Annotated in this window: 20 protein-coding genes; 6 read left to right on the forward strand and 14 right to left on the reverse strand. The window is 49.5% G+C overall.

The annotated features are described in order from the left end of the window. Nucleotides 1-51: 51 nt before the first annotated feature. The 7 genes from MW898_RS25985 to MW898_RS06900 all read right to left on the reverse strand — a co-directional run bounded on the left by MW898_RS25985 (nucleotide 52) and on the right by MW898_RS06900 (nucleotide 7,721). Nucleotides 52-2,130 carry a prenyltransferase/squalene oxidase repeat-containing protein gene (locus MW898_RS25985; RefSeq protein WP_248905695.1) on the reverse strand — a complete coding sequence of 693 codons (2,079 nt, stop codon included), beginning with the start codon at nucleotides 2,128-2,130 and terminating at the stop codon, nucleotides 52-54. Next, nucleotides 2,127-2,885, reverse strand: a complete 759-nt coding sequence (locus tag MW898_RS06875) for an ABC transporter permease (protein ID WP_248905697.1) — start codon at nucleotides 2,883-2,885, stop codon at nucleotides 2,127-2,129. The genes MW898_RS25985 and MW898_RS06875 overlap by 4 nt, the downstream gene beginning before the upstream one ends. Further along, nucleotides 2,882-3,607, reverse strand: coding sequence for a hypothetical protein (locus tag MW898_RS06880; protein ID WP_248905699.1), 726 nt, complete (start codon nucleotides 3,605-3,607; stop codon nucleotides 2,882-2,884). The genes MW898_RS06875 and MW898_RS06880 overlap by 4 nt, the downstream gene beginning before the upstream one ends. Continuing rightward, a complete protein-coding gene (locus MW898_RS06885; protein WP_248905700.1) occupies nucleotides 3,597-4,334 on the reverse strand; it encodes an ATP-binding cassette domain-containing protein in 738 nt (245 codons plus the stop codon). Before MW898_RS06885 ends, MW898_RS06880 begins: the two co-directional genes overlap by 11 nt. Then, a complete protein-coding gene (locus tag MW898_RS06890; protein WP_248905702.1) occupies nucleotides 4,331-4,915 on the reverse strand; it encodes a hypothetical protein in 585 nt (194 codons plus the stop codon). The genes MW898_RS06885 and MW898_RS06890 overlap by 4 nt, the downstream gene beginning before the upstream one ends. Continuing rightward, the gene (locus MW898_RS06895; RefSeq protein WP_248905704.1) at nucleotides 4,908-5,933 is read right to left on the reverse strand and encodes a hypothetical protein; all 1,026 of its coding nucleotides are present in this window, start codon (nucleotides 5,931-5,933) and stop codon (nucleotides 4,908-4,910) included. Before MW898_RS06895 ends, MW898_RS06890 begins: the two co-directional genes overlap by 8 nt. Nucleotides 5,934-6,260: 327 nt before the next feature. After that, nucleotides 6,261-7,721, reverse strand: a complete 1,461-nt coding sequence (locus MW898_RS06900; protein WP_248905706.1) for an amidohydrolase family protein — start codon at nucleotides 7,719-7,721, stop codon at nucleotides 6,261-6,263. 1,590 nt (nucleotides 7,722-9,311) lie between these two features. Here MW898_RS06900 and MW898_RS06905 point away from each other — a divergent pair. Next, complete coding sequence (locus MW898_RS06905) at nucleotides 9,312-9,635, forward strand: DMT family transporter (RefSeq protein WP_248905708.1); 324 nt, start codon at nucleotides 9,312-9,314, stop codon at nucleotides 9,633-9,635. 300 nt (nucleotides 9,636-9,935) lie between these two features. On the opposite strand, the gene MW898_RS06910 is transcribed toward MW898_RS06905, so the two are convergent. Then, complete coding sequence (locus MW898_RS06910) at nucleotides 9,936-10,295, reverse strand: PadR family transcriptional regulator (RefSeq protein WP_248905710.1); 360 nt, start codon at nucleotides 10,293-10,295, stop codon at nucleotides 9,936-9,938. A 331-nt stretch (nucleotides 10,296-10,626) separates the two neighbouring features. On the opposite strand from MW898_RS06910, the gene MW898_RS06915 reads away from it, so the two are divergent. Both MW898_RS06915 and MW898_RS06920 read left to right on the forward strand, forming a co-directional pair. Further along, on the forward strand, nucleotides 10,627-10,995 hold the full coding sequence (locus MW898_RS06915) for a winged helix-turn-helix domain-containing protein (RefSeq protein WP_248905712.1): 369 nt from the start codon (nucleotides 10,627-10,629) through the stop codon (nucleotides 10,993-10,995). 172 nt (nucleotides 10,996-11,167) lie between these two features. Then, complete coding sequence (locus tag MW898_RS06920) at nucleotides 11,168-12,277, forward strand: TrmB family transcriptional regulator (protein WP_248905714.1); 1,110 nt, start codon at nucleotides 11,168-11,170, stop codon at nucleotides 12,275-12,277. A 92-nt stretch (nucleotides 12,278-12,369) separates the two neighbouring features. Here the strand turns inward: MW898_RS06920 and MW898_RS06925 are convergent, their stop codons facing one another. The 5 genes from MW898_RS06925 to MW898_RS06945 all read right to left on the reverse strand — a co-directional run bounded on the left by MW898_RS06925 (nucleotide 12,370) and on the right by MW898_RS06945 (nucleotide 19,452). After that, complete coding sequence (locus MW898_RS06925; RefSeq protein ID WP_248905716.1) at nucleotides 12,370-13,824, reverse strand: MATE family efflux transporter; 1,455 nt, start codon at nucleotides 13,822-13,824, stop codon at nucleotides 12,370-12,372. Continuing rightward, nucleotides 13,821-14,405 carry a TetR/AcrR family transcriptional regulator gene (locus MW898_RS06930; RefSeq protein WP_248905718.1) on the reverse strand — a complete coding sequence of 195 codons (585 nt, stop codon included), beginning with the start codon at nucleotides 14,403-14,405 and terminating at the stop codon, nucleotides 13,821-13,823. The genes MW898_RS06925 and MW898_RS06930 overlap by 4 nt, the downstream gene beginning before the upstream one ends. A 2,386-nt stretch (nucleotides 14,406-16,791) precedes the next feature. Beyond that, complete coding sequence (locus MW898_RS06935; protein ID WP_248905720.1) at nucleotides 16,792-18,228, reverse strand: S8 family peptidase; 1,437 nt, start codon at nucleotides 18,226-18,228, stop codon at nucleotides 16,792-16,794. Between the two features lie 333 nt (nucleotides 18,229-18,561). Then, nucleotides 18,562-18,726, reverse strand: a complete 165-nt coding sequence (locus MW898_RS06940) for a DUF1931 domain-containing protein (RefSeq protein ID WP_248905723.1) — start codon at nucleotides 18,724-18,726, stop codon at nucleotides 18,562-18,564. 237 nt (nucleotides 18,727-18,963) lie between these two features. Continuing rightward, nucleotides 18,964-19,452 (reverse strand): exodeoxyribonuclease VII large subunit, encoded by a 489-nt coding sequence (locus tag MW898_RS06945; protein WP_248905726.1) that lies wholly within the window; start codon nucleotides 19,450-19,452, stop codon nucleotides 18,964-18,966. A 187-nt stretch (nucleotides 19,453-19,639) separates the two neighbouring features. Here MW898_RS06945 and MW898_RS06950 point away from each other — a divergent pair, with 187 nt between their 5' ends. Then, nucleotides 19,640-19,999 carry a PadR family transcriptional regulator gene (locus MW898_RS06950; protein WP_248905728.1) on the forward strand — a complete coding sequence of 120 codons (360 nt, stop codon included), beginning with the start codon at nucleotides 19,640-19,642 and terminating at the stop codon, nucleotides 19,997-19,999. A 508-nt stretch (nucleotides 20,000-20,507) separates the two neighbouring features. After that, a complete protein-coding gene (gene uvsE, locus MW898_RS06955) occupies nucleotides 20,508-21,425 on the forward strand; it encodes a UV DNA damage repair endonuclease UvsE (protein WP_248905730.1) in 918 nt (305 codons plus the stop codon). Between the two features lie 59 nt (nucleotides 21,426-21,484). Here the strand turns inward: uvsE and MW898_RS06960 are convergent, their stop codons facing one another. After that, the gene (locus MW898_RS06960) at nucleotides 21,485-21,868 is read right to left on the reverse strand and encodes a YdcF family protein (RefSeq protein ID WP_248905731.1); all 384 of its coding nucleotides are present in this window, start codon (nucleotides 21,866-21,868) and stop codon (nucleotides 21,485-21,487) included. Nucleotides 21,869-22,181: 313 nt separating this feature from the next. On the opposite strand from MW898_RS06960, the gene MW898_RS06965 reads away from it, so the two are divergent. Continuing rightward, a complete protein-coding gene (locus tag MW898_RS06965) occupies nucleotides 22,182-23,168 on the forward strand; it encodes a M48 family metallopeptidase (protein ID WP_248905732.1) in 987 nt (328 codons plus the stop codon). Nucleotides 23,169-23,260 lie beyond the last annotated feature (92 nt).

Here is a 23,260-nt window from a genome sequence, read left to right on the forward strand (position 1 = left end):
GATACTACCATGAGTCATTTTTATTTTGTTGAATATTTGTTAGTACGATCATTATCTCCAGTAGCGGCGGATGAAGAATCCGCCAAGAAGAGCGACCAGCGATACTATCGGAACGAGTACTTCCAGCACTACTACTCTGGACAACAATCCAGATTTAGTTTCATTTGGAGCAGTTGAGATATCCTTCGATTCGGCATACATCGTCAGTGCCAGCAATCCGCTCGTCTGTGTCAACACTGGATTCCGATACGTCGGCACGCCGCTTCCTAGTTTGAATGCGGCATGCGGTGTCCACGATCCGTCCGAACGCTGATGATCGAGGATGTAATCGACTCCTCGACGAACTGCCGGATGATCAGGTGACACTTCCGCTGCTAACAGCGCCTGCACCGCCCACGCCGTCTGTTCAACGGTCGAGGATCCCCAGCGATGATAGTCGGAGTCGTCCGGTGTCCAGTGTTCACCCCAACCGCCGTCGGAATTCTGTTTCTCGATGAGGGCCCGAGTGGCTTGCTGCACTTCAGGGCGACTCATATTCACACCAATTTCCTCGAATGCCAGAAGAACAGCCGATGTTCCGTACGCGTAGTCGCTGTACCACGCCGATCCCCACAGACCGTTTGGCTGGTTGTTCTCGATGAGATATTCGACAGCGTGGCGAACAGATTCGTTATTTTCGACCGTGTATCCGGCCTCACCGACTGCTGTGAGCGCGTGTGCCGAAACAGCGTGCGCTTCCGGATCGATGAACAATCCCTCGTACGCATCACGGCCAATCTCATCGATTGCCCGTTGGCGCTCACGGTCCGAGAGCGGCGCAAAGTCCGTCATGTACGCGCCCCAACTCCCATCGCTGTTTTGCACCGCGAAGAGAAACTGCACTGAGCGATTCGTGAGCCGGTCGTCGTAGACGTTGAGCGCATCGATTGCCAACGCTGTGTCGTCCCAATCACTGTACGTTGTTGGAACTAATCCCCAGCCGGCCCCGTGATGTGTTCTGAACAGTATTGCTGGTGCTGGATTCGATCCATTCGGAGCGGTGGTTCGAACATCAAGAAGCCATTGGGCGGCGCGACGGAGTGTCTCGTTGTCTTTCGACACCCCAGTTCGGTGGAGCGTCCGATGTGCGTCTGCCGTATCTGTGACCGACATGGCAAACGGCGGCAGTCGTCCGTTGTCGCGTTGCATTCGCTGGAGTGCGTCGAGTCCCTTCTCAACGGTTCGGTTTTCCGTGGTGTAGTTTTGTACCGCTAACGCGGTGAGTGCTCGGACGCCTCCTTGTGTCACTTCCCAGTTTCCGTCGTGCCCCTGCCGACCGAGAATGATCTGTTCTGCGAGTTTGCGCCGATCGTTAGCTGCCTCGGTCTCGTTGTTGTTGATCTCCGCCATGAAGATACTCGTCGTCATCGATCCGAGAACAGCGTAGGTGACGATGAAGCGCTTATCGGGGTCAAAGCCATCCTCGAACGCTGGAGTCATATTTGCGATGTTTTCTGCGCCGCCATTGACCGACTCGGTATCGAACAGCTCCGAGCGGTCGTACCGATCGCTCAGTTTGAGATAGTACAGTCGTGTGAGAAACGACGCATTCAGGAATGTCTCTCCTTCGAACGGGTGTAGCGTCATGTTCTCGTCCTCAATTTCGCGTTTGATGTCGGAGATAACCTCCTGATGCGCTCCAGAAAACGCTTGCCGGAGGAGGAGTAAGGCTGCGTAGTTTGCCGTCGTGTCGTTCCATCCACCGTTAGAAGAGCGTTGTGACAGCGCGTACGACAGTGCCTTTCGCTGGCTCTGCTCGGATCCGTTGATCAGTTCGAGCATGAGCGCGTAGTTGAGCGTGATTCGAACAGACCGCGGTGCCGTCTCATTTCGATACGAAAGATTAGCAAACCAATGGTCGTTGGATGCCTGACTCAGAAGGTGAGCTCGAGAGTCATTGACTGCTGTTTGAATCCGGTTCTCGCTCACGTTCATTCCTGCTGTCGTGCGGGTAGTGTCTTCAGAGCTATCCTCAGAAGACAGTACCGACGACTGCGTGACATCATCGGAACAGACGCCACAGCCGGCCGCACCCGCAATAACACTGGCTACCAACAGCGTAGCAACGAGGATGTGACCAACGCTGTTCACGTGTGGATCACCCCCGCACGATGGAAGGTTGTGCCCGCTAGCAGTCCAGCGAGTCCGAGAACAACTACTGCTAACTCCACATTCAGCAGTCGTGCACCACCGCCGAACGCGGCATCCAAGATGACCTGCATAGCGTGGTAGCTCGGGAGGACCGTCATCCACGTCGGCGGATCGCCCCGAATGAACGTGGGGTTCTGGAATACCGCGATGTCGAGCATGGGGACGAACAACATCACATAGAGTCCAGCGAGACGGTCGACCGTCTGGCCGACGGCCAGACCAACGAAACCGTACGTCACTGCAAGGACAATCACACCGAAGACGAACTGCCCGAGGTGATTCGGCCAGACGCTGAACAGCAGTACTCCCGTTCCAAACGCGGTAGCAACGACCGAAACCAAGAGCAACAAGCCAATACGGGACACAACGAGATTCGTCGAGCCAAATCCTGTGCGAACGAGCCGACGATCGGCATCTCGACTCCGAAACATTGTAAACAATCCGACGATACCGGTGATGAAAACACTCGCTGCTGCAGTCATCACGACCCCGTTTATCTGTCCCATGGGTCGCATCAGTTCCAGTGTCAACATCCCGACCGAGACGCGAACGGGAAGATCGACAGACGGTGTCATTTGACTTATCAGACCAACGTACATCACGGGTAGGTACACGAGGAGCACTAGGAAGAGGCGGTCACGGGCGTACTGACGGAATCGAAGGCCGAGTGCTGTTTGGATGCGGTCGATGTTCATGCTAGCCCCTCAACGCGCATTGTTTGTCTGAACACGAGTACTACGAGTGTTACAAGCACCCCGCCGTAGACGAGCCCCCCAACGACGTTTTCGACCGCAACAGCTCCGTCGAGGGCCGCAGATTCAAAGAGAGTCTGCGGGTAATGGAGCGGGAACAGTGTCTTGACAGCGATCGTATTTTTGAGCCCGACGCCGAGGAATCCGTCGATATCGGCGATAAACACGAGGACAAGTGATCCGGTCAACTCGTCTGGTACGACTGCGCCCACGAGCACACCGAGTAGTCCGTAGGTGATACCAGCAAGAGCCAACGAGACGAACGCAATGACGGGCGCATTCGGCGAAAGGGAGCGGTACAAGACCACAAAGCTCACTGTTGCAACAAGTAGTCCGAATCCAGCAACGGTCGCCAGACGCGTAGCAAGAAGCATACCGGGCGAAAATCCAGTCCGAACCAATCGCCGGTCGGCCTGCTGTGCACTAACGATTTGAAACAGTCCGAGGAGACCGGTGATGAACGCGGTGCTGAAGAGAGCGCCGAGCATCCGACCCTGATCCGCAGGCACAACCTCCATGAACGGTAGATCCGGCACAACTCCCATTGCACGCCCAAAACCTTCGATCATTACGATCGGGAGAGCGACGAGTAACGCGATGTTCACCCGTGCACGAAAGAACGCTCGACCGTGGGACCGGACGCCGGTAACGAACTTATTCGTCACGGTCATTCCTCCGGATGCCCCCGTCTTCGAGTTTGTACACACAGTCGAATCGATCTCGCTTTCGTAATAGATGTGAGACGATGGCGATTCCGGTCCCAGCTGTCTTTAGTTCGTCTGTCAGCTCCCAGAACGCGAGGTAGGTTTCCCAGTCGAATCCCGTGTACGGTTCATCGAGTAAGAGAATGTCCGGTTCGTGAACGAGTGAAATCCCGAGATTGGCTTTCTGACGGTTCCCTCCGCTCAGATCTTCGATGAGTGTATCCAAATCAGAGACGAAATCGAGTTTCTCGGCAAGCTCGTTCGTTTTGTTCTCGATCACACTGTCAGCAAGACCGTGTCCTGCGCCGAACAGTTCGAAGGTTTCGCGGATAGTGAGTCGTTCGTAGAGCCGGCTTGATTGTGGACACCAGCCAACGGTGCCATTTCTCTCGACAGTCCCGGAATCAGCAGCGGCAATACCAGCAAGTATCTTCAACAACGTCGATTTACCGCTTCCGTTTGCTCCTACAATTCCCGTGATCTCACGTCTACGAAGTTCGATGTCGATCCTTTCTAGTACGGTTGTTGCTGTCGTGAACGGGAATGCACCTCCGTACGACTTAGACAGACGACTGCCTCTGAGAACAATAGCAGTATCACCGTCTTCCGAACCTTCATCAAGAGCGTCTCCTGTCTCTTCGTCGTCGAAGGTAGTATCATTCGATTCGTCGGTGGTTCTGGGGCTCATCGTTCGCCTTTTTTAGCTCGTTCCCCTCGTTGTTCTGGATCGAACTGTTCGAGGAGTCGATCCAGCGCCGCGTCGAACGTCTCGTAACACTCATCAGCGTACTGTTGAATGAACATCGACGGGGATTCACTCACAACGAACGCAGGAATGTCGTTCTCGACGGCGTGGAGCAGCTCAACAGTCGTGCCACAGGAGGGAGACGGGAGATACGCCACCATCGCATCACACGATCTGAGGAGTTCGAGATCTCGTTCAACAATGTCCGAGATGACTGATTCCGGTGCGATCTCGGGGACTTTCTTTGGATCAGCGATGACTTCCTCGACAGAAGTCGCTGCGATGGCGTGACCAACGGCGTGGACGTACGGTTCGTCCGGTAACGCATCGATATTTCGAAGGATACTGGACACTCCATCAGTCTCGTCATCAAGTATCCCTTCTACTCGATCGAGTGCACCGGAGTACTGGTCAACCGGAGTGAATCCAGCATCGGAAAGCGACGCTCGATACGTTAATCGGTAGTCGACCACATCCGATATCTTGTGGAAATCGATCGGTCCGGCAACGAACACCCTACACATTGGATCTAATAGCCCTCGCAGATGTGTTTGCACTGTCAAACTGTATCGGCACGCCGAGCGTCTCGGACGCATCAGATGCTACGTCTCGGGCGACGAACGCGGCTCCAAGCGCGGTGGATTTCCCTTGACATACGTGAACCGGCGCGATTTCCGAGAGTTCGTCCCGCAGTCGACCCTGCATGTCGAACGGTTCTTCAATTCGGCTTAAGCGACCGCTGAGGACGATTCCATCAAGACCAGACCCCAGATGTTCGGAAAATGGCACCAGCGAGTAGACGTTGTGCAGTGTTGCACAGTAAACCAGTTCCAGCAGTTCCTCGGGTGGGATACCTTTCACGTCTTCGAACTCGTACCCTGATCGACAGAGGAGCCCCGATTTCATAAATGCATCATGCAGATCCTGTTCACCACGCTGGATCTGACGAAGACATTCGACATCACCCCATCCGTGAATGAGTCCGATCCAGTGAAACGCCCCACGGAGTGACCCTCTATCTACGTAGCTCGCCATTGCAGACGAGCTAACGTTTGCGGCGATGAATGTTCCCTCTTGAGCCTGTGGACTGATAATGTGGTTCTCAACGACCTCTTGGGCGTACCGGGCAGTTGCGAACTTGTCAGCCCCGGTGAGAGGTGAGTAATGACTGAAATATGGATGTATCGTATCCAAACCGTCGTGAATACCGGGAAAGACGGTCGTCGGTATACCCGACTGCTGAAGTTCGTCATATATGAGGGTTCCAGTGCCAAATTCGTGGCCGAGACCAAGCGTGTCGACGATTCCTCGATTCTCTGTCTGCGTGATATCAATAACGCTGTCGATATTGTCGCCGTAACTATATCCGTATGATACCATTTCGATATCGTTGAGATCGACGTGTTCCTGTAGTATTTCGAGATAAGACCAGTCGCAGTCTTCATCAGGCGAACGATCAACGGTGACAACCTCGCTTGACCCGTCTTCTGAGAGAAGACACGTCTTTACACCTGTCGTCGAATGGTCGATGCCTACGAACATCAATCCAATAATTACGGAACTCAGTAATATTACTTTCGCTACAAATCACTAAATAACTATTATCTAGAATTGTAATTAAATAGAATAAATAGATATTATGGTTTATCAGATAATAATTGATAACAATTCCGCGCACCGATAGCAGAGTAATGCAACGGTCTGATAAACTGCGATCGGAGCATTGATACGGCATCTTACGTTCGACACAACCACCGTTTACGTGCTGGGTGGAATATCATCCCAAACAAGACATAAAGCACTCTACAGTCCGGATAAGATCCCGAATAAGCATTCGCAGTTATGCTCGAACTGATTTTTCTTCGCTGATCACAGCGAGAAGTGGTCTTTGATGCTCTGGTAAGCCAGTCGGCTGACGATATGCGCTGGTCCACGTTTTGGTAGGTCCAGAACATTCGAAAGCGTTCCGGGGCGGTTACTCCCGGTCAAGGTTATCTCCCAACCAGTCTCCTCGGTGTAGCGCTCGACAGCCTCGTCTACTTCGTGGAAGATTTCTTCCTCATCTATTGTCCGAACTTCGTTATCGTGCATAAGAACAGTCCCGTCGACGATAACCGTCTCAACGTCTCGTCCTGTCGCCGTATTACTAATCAGCGAGTAGATGTTATTGAGTGGTCTGAAGTTCGGATTGTCGATATCGAGAATCACCATATCTGCTTTTTTATTAGGTTCGATTGATCCGGTCTGGTCTTCGATTGAAAGTGATTGAGCCCCTTCGAGAGTTAGCATCCGGACGAGCTCTCGAGAAGTGATCTGGTTCGCAGTCCACTCGTGGTTTGCCATCAATCTGGTCTGGCGTGCTTCGTTGAACAAGTCGTTGTTGTCGTGATAATAGTGATCATCGAGTCCGAGACCAACGGTCGCATCGTATTCACGCAACGTTGGTAACGGCATCCATTCGCACGTAGTATCGGGTGACCAGTACGCAAAGACCGATGGACAGTGGGCAATACTCGCATCCGCATCGACGATACGTCGGACATCGTCCTCGTCGGCGGTTCGAAAGTGGGCAGCCAACAGCTGGTCGTTTAAAAGGCCAACGTCGTCCAATAAACCGATGGAGTCTTCTCCCTTGTTGGCACGCGCATTCAGATTCGAGATACTGTCTTCAAGTAAGTGAGTGTGAACGACAACATCGTGGTTTTGAGCAGTTTCTGCCACTAGCTCCCACATCTCCCTCGTCAATGTCATATCGTCATGAGGGCATACTGTCGCTTGGATTCGTCCATTGTACGTTTCGTGGTACGTTTCGATAAATGCCTCAGCCCGGCTCAGCTGACGTGAAATCGATTCATCCCAAAATAAGTCGGAAATGAGAGGACCGGTTAATGCTCGGAGACCAAACTCACCCAGTATCGGAACGCCGAGTTCCGGTCGGATATCCATCGTGCAAACTGTGGTTATCCCATTGCGGATGAAGTTCAACGCAGCCAGTTTCACTCCCGCTTCCGCCAGATAATCAAGTTCATTCTTTGCCAATTTTTGGCAAAGTATGGTCATCTCGACCAGCAGTTCACTGTAGCTTAGATCACTGTAGATACCCCGAAGCGCACTTGATTCGAGATGGGCATGAGCGTTGATCAGCCCCGGCATTACTAACTTTCCCGTACCATCAATGACCCATTCCGCCTCAGTTGTCCGGTCGTCAGGTTCGGTGGATCGAATGGTATCTACTCGCCCATCGTTAATGACGATCGTCCCGGATTTATAGATCCTATATTTCTCGTCTATTGTAACAATAAGTGCGTCGTAGATGATGACGTCTATCATTTAGACCCTCCTACCGCCTTCCTGATCGTGATCTTCGTATACACTCGAATCAGATTCGTACGCAACCATCGTAGATTTCGACTTGTTTTTGTACACCAGCCCGCATTATACTTTTCATCTTTATCTGGATGCTATAATTTATTGATTAATTATATATTATAAATTATGACAATGCCGAGGTAGTTTTCTTGTGTTGAGGTGAATCTACGCTGCCTACTCTGGTTGCAATGAGGGAGAATCCTTCTATCAGTACCACACCTTGTATATTATACTCTTGATCCATTTAATGTTTCATCTCTCTATCGCACTCTATATAACTGTATATGGCAATACCAATACGAAAATGTTCAAACAGTTACTACTGTACAAGTGTAACAACCTGATCTCGGTATAAACGAATATGTATTTATACTTCATCATGAAACTCATGGCAGATTCCTATCACCAGAACGATCGTTCACTTACGTCTCTGTGTACCACTTTCAGCTCATTTATCACGACAATGCGATCGTAAACAGTGCTTCGACATTCGGGTCAGGGCTGCCATCCTCATGGTTTACGTCGTCTGCGATCTCCCGAACGGACACCTGCTGGTTTGAAACGTATGTGATTGCAGGGAGTAATTGAGTAAATTGGTGGTATCGGCCGGGTCTTTTTGCATAATTAGGAAAGGAACCGAAGTGGTTGTTCTGTCGTGAGGGAATTAAGTCTACGGATGGACTCCAACGGTACACCGGTCAGTCAGAGTAGACTCTCGAACAGTAATGAATGAACCAGAATACGAACCAGGTTATACAGCACTGCTCAACAGTCACGAGATGAAGTAGTCCTTTACCAACAATTGAGAAAGTACTTTTGCTAGGTTGGTAGTATTGATGAGCGAGCGTCTCTCTTCTACAACCACATGTTGAGATACACCGTCAACGCAATAATTATTAACATATTTTCGACGTCTTATATGCAGTTCACCGAATCGTCTGACGATTTTCTCGTTCGTCCATCTCGAAATCAATGTGTCTAGGTTATTGTAGATAATACCGGTGATGACCAACTCAACGAACGTTTTCGATAATAACACGCCGACATGGTTTAGTACGAGCGTTGTCGTAGAACAACAGCTGTGAAATATCAAGATATTTTGCTTAGCTCAGTCATCCACTGTGATATTTACGCTTGCCTCAGTCTGATGCCGACAAGATACCATCTCTGTCGACGAACACAAAGAATGACTGAGATGGTGGAGAGGATATTACAAGCAACTATTTCGATTTTCGATGATCCATCGGGGATATTGAGTACGCTGTTTGATTAGCACATTTGGATTATAACTGACTACCCACCTGATCAGTTCGACAATGAATGCGACGATCACAAAGTGTGGTGATCTGAGAGATCGATCAATGAGTGAGTTGTAGCAAATGACCTCATCCGTGTACTATCTATTTCCACTCTTATTCCATTATTACGATGTAATATAGTGGTTAATAATTATGTTCAAAATTCTCCATGGATTATACCGAAGAACCATGCCTTTCATCATTTATGGCACATTCAGCAACCACTATATGCGAAGACTTACTCATTCTCTAGATGGTCTCAGCATGGGTATATCTCATTGTTGCTGCGTTCTTTGAAACTGGCTGGGCAATAGGCCTCGAATACTCAGAGGGATTCACAAAGCTAATTCCTAGTGTTGCTACCATCGTGTCAATGGCGATCAGTGTGGTATTGCTAGCGAAAGCAGTACAATCGCTTCCGATTGGAACAGCGTACGCAGTTTGGACGGGGATTGGGGCAGCTGCTACCGCTGTCCTCGGTGTTGTTCTTTTCGACGAAACCTCTAGTATCGTTCGTTTCGGATTTATTGGACTTATTATTGCTGGTGTGGTTGGCTTAGAAGCCACAGGTCACTAGCCCAGAAAGTAACAGTATTCCACGGTAAGGCACTCATGCCCTGTAGTTCGATCCAAGCTCATCATTGAGCTGTATCCTGCTGTTTGAAATTGAGGGATCTTTCGATCTCCCCAAAGAGCTGTCGACAGCGAGATGGACGGACACAATGAGCGTCCGTACCTACATCCCGATCTCTTCGATTCCTTTGATCTTCGAAGCAGCACCCATACACTGCACAAAGGTATCTCAATGGCTCAGACGGATTTGAAGACAACACGACACGGTTCGTGCTGTGGACCTTTGAGAGAAGAGGATGTTTGACTACTGGACTGCGTTGACGAGGTCCTTGATCTCTTGAGCGCGACTATCGTCTGTGACAAAACGCGAAAACACCCATGACAACTGTTTTGCAATTGCGTCGTGACCGTTCTCGGTGAGTGCGTATTCGTTGGTTCGCTTATCGAGTTCGCTTTTCTCGACGAGGCCCATTTCGACGAGATCGTCGAGGTTGGGGTAGAGTCGACCGTGGTTGATCTCCGAGTCGTAGTACGCCTCGAGTTCGCGCTTGATCGCCAGTCCGTAGCGTGCCTCCTCTGCGAGAATGGCGAGAATACGCTGTTGGAATGCGGATAGTTCGGGTGCGATACCCAGTTCATCAGTGTCTGCCACTGTCGTCGACATACTATTCGTTGATGATAGTATCGCACTTAATACTCATTATCCATCACATGACCATTTGTCCCATCTTCTAAGTGGTAGAAAGGTGTGAATGCTACTATCATCAATGGCTGAGCTGGACGGTCAGGGAATATTGGATGATTCCCACCAGTTGTGCAGCTGAAATAGTCGCAGATTTAGCGCACCGACCATTCCTTTTTCAGCGAGCGTATCAGACTCTGGAGAGACCCAGAGACTCCTCGAAAACGACATTTTCCGGACAATATACGAGACACTTACCGTCACATCTGGTCAGACACTCACAGCTGTTGCTCAAGAGACAGAGTACTCACGAATGGCCATCGACCATCACGCACGTGTACTCGTGCAAGCGGAGGCTCTTACTTACGAAACTCAACAGGGAAGTCGCCAGTATGATCCAATAATCGACGACACACTAACTGCCGACGTACAGACAGTGATAGCCGTCGAAGAGCACGAAACAAAAGCTACCATTCTCAACGCCATATGTGAATCTACTAACATACAAACCACCACATCAGCGATCGCAGACAGACTCACATATGACACATCCACAATTAGACATCACCTCAATCGTCTTGAATCAGATGATCTCATCGAGCGTGCTCGTCATGGAGAAAAGACAACCATCTCACTCAGCGAAAACTACGCTGACATCATCAATCGGCTTATTGTTTACTGACCTACAGACAGTAACAACAGATTGGCTCCCGTACGGTTCGTACTAAGGACGAACCCTGTAGCTACCTCCAATCGTAACATCTTGAATAATGAGTGTAAACGACACGGGAAGGAGACGTGATAGTTAGAACGAAGAAGATTGCACTTATTTCTCCTCGATTTAACTCTATTTTATGGACACAGACGAACTCGTTGTCGTCTTAAAACGTGCAGGTTTTTCGCCGTATCAGGCCGATGCTTACGTAGCGTTGCTCGAACTTGGCGCAATCTCAGCCAGCGACCTCGCCGACGCGAGCGGTGTTCCTAAACCACGCATCTATGATGTCGTACGCGATCTCGAAGATCGAGGATATGTCGTGACCTACGAGCAGGACCGCTTGTACGCGAGGGCGAATGACCCAGCCGAAGCCCTCACTGGTCTACAAGCGCAAATCAACCAGTTCGAAAATGCCGTCGAAGAGATCCAAGCCCGATGGCACGAACCAAATCCCGCCGAGTACGACATAACACTTGTACAGCAATTTCAGAGCGTCTTCGATCGCGCCCGCTCAGACATCGAATCCGCCGAATGGCACATTCAACTTGCAGTTACACCCGATCAATTTTACGATCTACGGCCACTTCTTCAGCAAGCTCACGAACGCGGCGTCTACGTTCAGATTTCTCTCTACGCACATCGTGATGAGATCCTCCCAGTTGAGCCAACTAATCTCCAAGGAGTTTGTACAGAAGCACGCCATCGTGAGCTTCCGAGTGCATTCTTCCTCCTGACCGATCGAACGCGGGTATGTTATGCACCACACGTACATTCCCCACGCGAGTACGGAGTGCTCATTGATGACCGAGTCACAGCATACGTGTTTCATTGGTTTTTCCTGACCTGTCTCTGGGAAGTACACGATCCAATCTACACCGATCGGAGTGAAACACCTCCATTTACGTTCGTTGAAATACGTGAGTGCATCCGTTTTGTCGAGCCATTCTTATTAGACGAGGCAACAATCACAGCTCGAGTTGAAGGATACAACAGCCGTACTGGACGCGAACGCGATCTTTCGGGAGAAATTATCGGAGTTGATTATACTGGCTCTTCTTCCGACAACGGGCCTGCGACGATCGGTCAACTATCCGGAAAAGCATCAATTATTCTTGACACTGGTGAGGAGACCTACACCGTTGGTGGGAAGGGAGCTATCATCGAGAAGATCAGCGCCGACCGAATCACCGTTGAGACTATTGATGAATATTCAGATTCTACCAAACAGATCGACTTATCTAAGTGACGTTCGTGCTTGAGCCTGTTAAAAGACGTACAGATACTATGAACAGGAGATGTTAAATGTCACAAATATTCTTCGTTGCTTCGTGTCGATCTTCAGTCGTTCGTTGAAACGGCGTCCATGCCGGTGCCGTCGACGTTCGATTCAGTAAGATCGCCTTTGCGCCACGTCCCGCGCTGGAACCACAGCCAAGCGACTACTGCACCGACGATATTTGAAACAAAGAATGCAGCCCAGATTCCTTTCGGAGTAGACTGACCGAGAAACCAAACATCTGTTGGAAGGATATTCTGTGACGCAACCCACGCGATTGGGAGACGGATACCAGCGAGTGTGAAAATCGAGATCGTGGCAGCGACCATCGTTTCCCCCGCACCACGGAATCCACCGGTGAACGCGCGCATGATTCCGATGAATCCGAAAGAGAGGGAGACGAATCGTAGGAATGTCGTTCCTTCTCTAAGGACTGCTGGATCATTGGTAAACACGCTTACAATCGGCGATGGGAAGAGGTAGATGAAGACACCAGCGAGTGCAAGAATAACGAACAACCCCTTCGCAGCGATGTAATTCGCCTGTTCTGCCCGATCGTACTTTCCGGCACCGATATTCTGTCCAGTCATCGTTTCGACCCCACGCGCAACGGCAATCGCTGGCAAGAAGATAACCGAGAAAACGCGTGTTCCAATTCCAAAGGCTGCGACAACCGATGTCGAGAATAACCCAACAACGATCAAGAGAGCATTGATCGAGAGTGCGCGACCGGAGCCTTCGATGCTCGCTGGTACGCCAATCTGTAGAATTTTGCGCAGATACTGAAAGTCGGGTTTCATATCCGAAAGGTGAATCTGAATCCCACGGGCCCCAGATTCCATGATAACGAGCCCGACGACCATCGCGAGACTTCGAGAAAAGACGGTCGCAATGGCTGCCCCTTGGATACCGTACTCGGGGAACGCAATCGGACCGATCGTCCAGCCGTTGATGAGGAACGGATCAAGGATCACGTTGAGTACGACCGTCCCGAGCATGACGAGCATTGGTGTGATCGTATCACCGGCCCCACGCATCAACGAGATGAACACGAAGAATCCGAACATGAATGGTAATCCGAGCGCGACGACCTGCATGTAAGCTGTCGCTCCGGGGAGCACTGCTGGTGACGCTCCAAGAAAGGCGAGGAACGGTCTCACAAACGGGAAGCCGATAATCCCGAGGAGTGCCGATCCAAGGAACGCGAACGTAACCGTCTGTGAGGCGGCGTACTCTGCCTGATCAGTCTCACCAGCACCAGTGTGTTGAGCAACGAGAACACTACCAGCGACGGAGAGTCCCATTCCCAGCGAAATGAGGAGAAATACCATCGGAAAAGCAAATGAGATGGCCGCCAGCGCTTCTGTCGAGTACTGTCCGAGCCAGAACGTATCAGCAAGATTGTAGGCAGTTTGGAGTAAATTTGTAATAACGATGGGCAACGAGAGGAAGATTAGTGGCTTGACAATATCGCCGTCGGTGAGTTCGAGTTCCTCTTGACCTTTAAAAAAGCTCACGCAACCACCTCTGGTGTCCAGCCGAGTTGCAGTTCAAGATACGTTTCGATCATCTGCCGGGTTTCGTTTGGATCTTCGGCGAGGGCAACCTCACGAACGTGTCCACCATTGATTGAAGTGACAACAAAGCGTGCGACCATTTCTGGATCAGTATCGTCGAAATATCCTGCGTCGATACCATCACGAACTGCACTTGTAACGATAGCTTGCATCTTCTCGTCCATATCGTGGAGACGCTCTCGGTAGATCTCCTGATAGGGAGCTTGTGCCTTCAGTTCCATGAGAGCAATCGGAAAGTCGTCCTCACGGGTGCTGGCAGGAGTGAAAATCGTAGTTAAGAATGAAGCAAGGCGCTCGCGCGGATCGCTTGCATCGTGGGGCAACTGTTGTTCGAATTGATCGATTATGTGCTGAAGAAATGCGTTCAAGAGCTCCTTTTTCGTATCGAAATGATAATGAATAGCAGCTGTCGTCATTGATGACTCGTCCGCTATACACTGCATCGTCAAATCAGCATACCCGTGCTCGCAGAGTGCACGATAGGTGGCTGCTATTATTTCGTCTGCTGTCTCCGTGTTCATCGATTATCGGACTTACTAACTAATTAGTTAAAAGCATTGGGAAACAGTCGTCCACAGAGCAGATAATCATCTTCAGAAGTTCCAGAATCTCGAACGACGAACTATTAAAGATGTCCGATACAGCTATGGATTTTTGCTCACATAGAGGTACTAATTCGCCACTAGAAAATGATAACAGAACGTGACTCATTTGTAGACTATCGACCGCTCGATGGGGCAGTTGAAGTACGTACTTTATCGCTGTTGAATAAGTCTTCTCGAAATTGAGTTGAATCTTATGATCGGGTGTATATCATCGATGATTATGATGTAGTTCAGATTGGCAATCCTTCATTGTGCGTACCATAATCTACCGCATATCATTTGAGAACAGAGAGATGGTTAGATTTAGTGATTGATACGAAGTACTGGCTGTACGTCGTAGTTGACTCTAGCGTGAAAATGAGAAACCAGTAACGACGAGTGCAGCGTTCACTCGTTCTTCGATAATGCCTTGAGGACACTCGGTTCTTGATCTTTTAATTGCTGTAGATCGATCTCGAACTCATAAATCCTGATCCAGCGTGAGCCACGAGGATCATCTCGGTGGAGTCAACAGTGCGTGGTATCGACTAATAATATAATACTCATCTACAACAAATAAATTTATCATTTTTTGTTAATCTATTTTGCATATCAGCCATCTACTGTGATAGTTTCGGATTGCTACCTATCTCATTTGTAACCACACGACGGTTGTATTCTAATACACGATCAGATCATAAGTATTTCACAGAATGGAGCACTACAGGAACGTACATTTGCGCTACCGAATCTGTCATCGAGAGTCATGACATTTGTACAATTGTCACGGTTTAATCAACACGGCTCGGTCACATCGGTGGCTCGTATCATCCCGAGGCATACTTATCCAGCAACTTCGCGTATTCGGAAGTCTCTTGGCTCCATCAGCAACGATGATAAACGTTGGTCGTTAGTATCGATCTCCAACAACGATAAATCAAAATCGGAGTGTGAATACATTTATTTAATGTCATTGCGTCGTACGCTACGCGCGCAACTATTTGAGCCATTTCATGTGCACTATTTTTGTACATATCCATACATGAATTGCTGAATTTGAGGTGGAGTTTATATTTGCTAATGATGGATGGTTATCACATATGTCTAATACATCATCTAAATATACTCGAAGACATATGAGAAGCGGTTGATTAGAGCGTTATAGGGCGTATAAACGACTGGTCGCATCATTGGCCTTCGTCTGTTGGTTACTCCTTCCTGACTAATATCGTGGTATTTTTGAAATCTATATGTATATTGATCTATTCATGATTAATCTACGGTACTTTGTGATCCCCATGGTGATCTGTGATATTACAGGAGCAAGAATGATTCTGACACAAACAACAGAGATGAATCAGCGATGATTTTTGATGAACAGTACATGTTGGTATACGATGGCAGTTTGGTAGATAGTTGCTACAACAACTAAGGATCGCCGGTGGTGAGCGCTGGTCGGTTATTCGAAGGCCCGCTCTTCAATCCCCATACACGATCGACAGACCGTTCGATCACCGCGAGTCTGAACCTGCGATACAGGATATTTCTGTCTGCAGTCGTCACAGGTACATACTTTCTCCATACTAGTATGTTCAATCCGGCAGTCACTTATGTCTGTCCACAAACTGTCGTGTAGTTCCCGAGGAGTCCTCAATTCGGACCCGTTGACTGAGAGGAAGGCAGCGGGCTGTAGTTGTTTTACAAACTATTGGACTGCACGTGTCTCTACCAACTGAAATGGATCGGCATTCCCGACTATATTTAATTTGTCAATTCTACATTTTATCGCTAGAAATTCAATGTCACCGTTGGACATTCCAAAAGAAATCCATCTATATCATATTCACATTATGTTTACTCGTCTGACTGTATCGCATCAGTTTATATTGCTGTTTTATTATTGAAGCCTGAAGTTCTCATATTAATCTAGTATTGGTGCTTGAATCACATTCTATTGGTATATCGCTACAAAATCCACTATCTACACTATTTCTGCATTCGATAGGTATTATCATAGATATGATTTCTTCTGATGTATATAACCGATGTTTACTAACTGTCGCTCAACGTAATGAGCCAATCAACAGGAGAATGCTCACCGCCATAGTGTCTTTTATAATTCAGAACCAGAAAGCGATTGGATGGGGGTTACCCACGGACCAAGGATACTGCTCACTCGACGACGGACACAGAGGATAGAACACGAGACCACTGACACCCTGACCGCCGTCAGCGGAGAAAAAGTAGATTGAGATGATAGATGTTGTGACAAACCCATCCAATCGTACGATGGGTACTGCAATTTCGCGTAGTGGGTTTGCGATTACTTTCGGGCGCGTTTGATGAGACGTTTGAGATCTAGATGTCCTGCCCCATGATAGGTTTCACCACCGGGCGCACTGCTTGCTGTCTCTCTGATGAGCATTTCGATCTCCTCGACACTGGCAGTAGGTCGAAGCGAGCGGATAAGTGCAACTGCTCCAGTGACTTGCGGAGCAGCCATCGAGGTGCCCGCTTTCCAGCCATAGCCCGCAACTGTATTTCCACTCGCGTCAGTCTTGTAGATGGTCGAGTAGACAAGGTCTCGCTCTGCTCCTTCAACACCACCGTTGAGTGCTTCGAGGTCAGCGTTCCCGCCAGCAGCGCTGACATCAACCGCATTCCCGTAGTTCGTATAGAACGCAGGCTCAGTCGTTGGCTCCTCCAGTCGATTTCCTGTGAGCCACTTCTCTTCATTGTCGCTGTGCTTGCCGCCCCAACCACAGCCGATTGGACCTGTTGCGGAAACGCCGAAAATGCCCTTGACTTCAGTTGGGAGACTCAGCATATTTTCTTTGCTCATGTTGACTGAGTCGTTTCCTGCGGAGTTCACAAAGACCATACCTTTCGCGCGGACGTACTCAGTCAGCCGGCGATAAACCTCTTTGATTTCTAGTAGTTCGGGATGTTTCTCGATGTCGTAGTTTATGTACCCAACGCTGAAGTTCGCAACATCACACCCTTTATCTGCCGCTGCAGCGAGCGCTGCGACCGTGTCTCCAGTCGTAGCCCCCTCTTCTTCGACCCCGGAGAACACACGATGCGCGACAATCTCGGTTTCGGGTGCAGTGCCAAGAACTCCACCATCGGGACCATTGTTACTATTCGTTGCAGCGATCGTTCCAGCGACGTGCGTACCATGATCACCAGCCCCATTCGGCCGCCAATCGTACTGATCCGTGGTGAAATTCTCTGAAAGCTCATCATTGACAACATCAGCGAGGTCGGGATGAGCGTCATAAACGCCGGTATCAACAACCGCTACACGGGATCCTGCCCCTTTCGTCGTATCGTGAATAAAAGTGCCACCACCAGGCTTATCAGTTAGATCGCCAACATTTTGGATGCGTTTGTCCCACTGATACTCGCTATTTTTTGGTGGACCATCGTGGTTGTGATTTCGATCACCTTCATCGACTGACGGTCCGCTGCGTTCGACCACTGGGCCTGCATCGTCTTGATACACCGTCAGATCCGGTGTGGTCGCTGCTGCGTCGCCGACCGAACTTGCATCGCCACGAGCCGCTAGCAGATCGATTTGGGAGATATCGTGAATGATTTCGATATCACTCGGCACGTCGGTGCGTGATACCTCTCGCAGATCGATGAGGAACCGTGTATTCTCATTTGGAGTTCCTGTTGCGATGTTTGTACCCACGAGACCAGTTCCAAGAGCTACACCCGTCAATTGGAGGAATTTTCGTCTGTTATGGTTTGCCATTCCCACTGTCAAGATGGATAACATTGTAATAAATCTTGTCGTATTTAATGGCAGTATTATTAAACATAAATGAGAAGAACAGATATGTCGTTGTCACTTTCCCATCGAGAGACGGACGGTCTATATTTGACTGTCGTTGTCGAGTTACGATACGACGAGCACAATGAAGTACTCAAAATCTACTCTGTCCAGACAATGTATTGATAAATGTCTATGCGAACAGAGTGGTTCTGTTCTCGGTTCTCAACGTCGCTGTACACGGTTGCTACACTACTAACATTGATCCGTCCTGTACCGACGGACGTGGTTTATGCCGATGGTTTCAGTGCTGCTTTAGAGGTCGCGTGCCTGGACAGTTTTGCGGTTATTGTCAGAGGCACGTCGAGCCGCATCTTCGATGAGGTTGTGGACTTCCTCATCGAGAGCGTCATAAAAGTCAGCTGAGACGTTGGCGTCGGTTGAATCTCTAACTCCAGCTTTGACAATAAGATCTGCCATAGACGCATTTCTCCCGTCACTATGGCTTAAAGCTATTGATTTCGTTGCCTGGTGGTTCGATCACAATCGATAATCGAATGATCATTCGTGTACGTTATCAAGTACAGTACACAATATCAGTGAAGTATGACTATTTGATGTGCTGAATCGGTTCACAAAGCAACGGACGTGGGATTCGTGTCGCGCTCATGTATGATAGAGCTCATCCTTTCGCCGGTTGCTGTGTATCCGCCGAACTCAACTCAGCACGAGATAACCGCCGAACAGCAACAGTATCAAGAACAATCCAACAAGGACGATCAACACGAACATCGGAATCTTCTCGTAAAACCGTTGAGGGCGGTTTTCTTCGATAACGACGACGTTTGTGGCTTCAATCGAGCAGTAGTTCTTTGGCGCATGGAACCCGACGTCGCCAGTGATCGCGACCTTCATTCCTTCTTCGAGATCAGTCGTGACAGACGACCGTCGCTGTTCGAAGATTACACAGTGGAGGGGCGTATTCCGATGAACGATGTCGAAGTGAACGTGATTTTCCTTGATAAAGTAATTGGAGACCACTCCAACCACATAGTCGTACCGATGGAGGGAACTGGTCTCGTCAACCGCGGCTTCAATCTCATCAGCGAGCGTATCTGAGAACGTGACCTGTTCACTATCGAGCGTGTTTTGTAACGATGCAAGCTCTCCAGTTGCTTGGTTCTCTGTCTGAGATTCGACACCCATTGATTCCAAATATAATATCTATGTGTAAAAACCCATTGGGGACGTACCACCAGAAATCGAATTCATATCTTCACCGATTCGCTCACGGCTAGTACAAGCAGTACCCAAGGCGTACTCGGCGAGATGGAACAAATGCTCATATGATGGTTGAGTAGTATTACATAAGTCACTGTCATCAGTCGGTAGTATGTCGACGACAGTAGCAGACCTCGATGAACCGAGCGTTGTTCCCGAACTGACCGCATTCCAACTTCGAATCCTCACTATCCTCTCCGAAGAGGCGCGCTACGGACTGGCGATCAAGCGCGAACTCGAGGCGTACTACGACTCGGAGGTCAACCACGGTCGACTCTACCCCAACCTCGACGATCTCGTCGAAATGGGACTCGTCGAGAAAAGCGAACTCGATAAGCGAACCAACGAATACGCACTCACCGAGAACGGTCACGATGCCATCGTCACCCAACTCTCGTGGGTGTTCTCACAGTTCGTCACCGATGACAGCCGCGCTCAAGAGATCAAGGACCTCGTCAACGCAGTCCAGTAGTCAAACATCCTCTTCTCTCAAAGGTCCATCATAGGACACGACGCCAGTGTGTTCGTCGTGTTCGTGGGTTCTACGCGCGTGAGCTGTCAAGACGGTACTTCACAATAAATGAGATTGATGATAATGATATGACTATTTTGTATTAGCTAGTGATGATTGAGTAGTGCTTACAAATACAGTCGATTCGAATGGTAGTGTACGACAATACTGAGTACGAGCAGATCGAATAAGAGACATGGAATCAGAAACATTGATTCTAGCCAGTGGACTGATTCCCAGTTCAAGCACGATCTGTGAGCACGTAGCACGATCACATGAGCGATGGTACGATAACCACGACGGTCTCATCAATCGGTTCGACGCACTCGAAGAATTTGAGCGAGGAGACAGGCAGCCGAAATTCACACGAACACGTCACTGTGAAAACGCCAGCAAAGGCAGATGGAGCTCCGAAAAAACATCTAATCGAGAACAAACCGAAGTCAACACCTGACAGTTCACTACCACTATGACGCGCTACGGCTATGCGGTCGAGAACGTCACCCTCCGGAAAGAAGGTATTCGAACGAATCGAGGGATGCAGAAAGCTACGTTCGAAGAGCGTGGACTCGACTACGCCGGAAAGCTCACAGAACAAAACTGTCGTGATCTCAAGCGCATCATTGTGTGGAACCACAATCATGATATCTACTACTATCGGATTACCTCCGATCTCATCCCGTGGTTTGATCAGTACGAACTCGACGATTTGCCAAATACTGAGATAATCAAACATCACCTCGCAGAAGTCGGGAGGTTCGCGTGCAAGCACGATATCCGTCTCACATTCCATCCGAGCCACTTTGTGAAACTAGCAAGTCCCGATGAATCTGTCGTCGAGCGGTCGGTGACGGATTTAGAGAATCACGGTACGATATTCGATGTGATGGGACTCTCACAGACACCGTACAACGCGATCGACATCCACATCGGCGCGCACTACGGCGACAAAGAAGCAACCGGCAGGCGTTTTTGTAAACATTTCGAGCAACTCTCACCAGCAGTGCAGAAACGATTGACAGTCGAGAACGACGACACTGAATCACTCTGGAGTGTTCCAGAGCTGATCGACGCGGTGTATGATCGTATTGGAATCCCGATCACATACGATGATCTCCATCATCAGTTCACGAGCCGGCGACTGACGCGCTGCGAAGCGCTCAGACGCGCGACTAAAACGTGGGAGACGACACCAATCATCCACTACAGCGAATCTCGACGCCTGCACAGGGCTGATTCCTCGATCCGACCCCAAAGCCACAGCGACTACATCACAGGACCAATCCGTACCTACGGAACGGATGCCGACGTAATGATCGAAGCAAAACAAAAGGAGCTGGCGGTACTCCGCTATCGTGACGCCAATTCATCGACAGGATCGAATTAAATATTAACGAACCGATATTTGAGAGGTCTACTCAATCAGCGTCAATCTGTCTCAGTTGGCTATTCTGACAACCAGCTGTAGTAGTCGTGACTCTCTGCGAGTCGTCGCTGAACTGCGTCAACATCGCCGGGTGTGATCTGTTCGAAGAACTCTCGGTCACTCTGTCGAAGACGTGCAATTTTTTCAGCAGAATTCGCAGAATCGTCTGTCTCGATACAGTGAGACGTGTCGATTCTGTGCTCGTCGCCAAAACACTGTCTGAATATGTACTTTGCTCGGTTTGCGTGAACACACGAACTAACGAGATAGATATCTTCAACAGTACCATCAATAGAATCGACGATTCGGCGGGTGAAGTATCCGTTTCCTTTTGTGTCTTGCGCGTTGTCGTCCAAGCGTATCTTTTTCGGGGGGATCCCACGTTCAGTGGCATAGTCTCGCATCGCTTACACTCCGCTCTTTGAACATCGGGATTTGTCCGTCCTCCTGTGAATATTAGATATGGCGCATCTGTACTTCGGTACACTTCGATACTTGTATCCACACGCTGTTGAAGATGCAGATGAAGGGAATCAGATCGAAGACGTTGTCCAAGCGTAACGACAACCATGAACAGTACTGAACCTCATAACACAAGTAGACGTGGATAGGTTACCCACTGTGAGCGGATTTCGAACTGGTGTTCGCTGTCTATTCGACGATACGCCATCATCTCCCATCCGATAATTTTTAAATTTGGGCTGATATTGTAATTTGATGAATTGGGCGTTTGTCCGATACTTGCACGTGAAAATGGTCGTGTTGCTCTTTCTGATAAGTGTGTCTGGTCTCGCGGCAGCGATAGCTACTGGGTTCATCGTCTGTCTTGCGGGACTCTCGCTGCTTTTACTCGTCCCAAATCCGTCCCAGCTACTCAGGGCACCCGTTATTGTCATAAGCGTTGGTATCGCAACTAGCGGCGTCATTGGGGTGGTGCTCTGGAGTGAGCGAAACGCAACAGAGCACGCTATTGCGACTGTTAATGCTCGACCCATGAAAGATGAATATCCCCAGACACGTGCGCTCGTCCAGTCGCTCGCCCAGCAAGCCGACGTACCGATGCCTACTCTCTTTGTCGCTCAGACACAGACGCCATTATCAATGACAACTGGGGTTCGTCCGAGCAGTGCTCAAGTTATCGTGAGTGAAGCCCTTCTGAATTCACTTCCTGATGAGGAGCTTGAGGCTGTTTTTGCTCACGAACTCGCCCATATCAAAAACCGCGATGTTGCTGTGATGACCGTCGCAGCTCTTCCGTTCGGTGCTGCTCAGCGAGTCCTCGAACTGCTGTTCGGACCGACCACCGGTGTAAAACACGGTGAACCGAGTCGTGCGAGTTACGCCGATCACCTCGTGGCACTTGGTCTCTTCTTCGTTTTTCCGGTCTGGATATTCGCACACTTGCTGACGGCATCATTCTCACGAACACGTGAGTTCACCGCTGATCGAGGAGCCGTCGCCATCACTGGTAATCCAGCTGCGCTTGCAGTTGCCCTTGAGCGCATTGATATGGCGCTTGCTGACCGTCCGTCGTCCGATCTCAGACGTATAGAGATTGCTGCTTTCGCTATCATCGAACCACCTTTCTCGACTCCGCAGGGACTGCTTCCTATCCGATCTCTACTACGGCGTGCGTTCGCTACGCATCCACCGACAGCTGAGCGTATTGAGCGTATTCAAGCACTGCGAACCCAATGCGATTGATACTAGCTACGAACCCACTGGAAGAGTACCTCACAGATCTGCCTCTTCAAAAGTGTCATATATTCATTGATTAGTACGACCTTGATCAACCG

Origin of the sequence: Halocatena marina (genome assembly GCF_023276375.1) — an archaeon.
GTDB lineage: Archaea > Halobacteriota > Halobacteria > Halobacteriales > Haloarculaceae > Halocatena > Halocatena marina.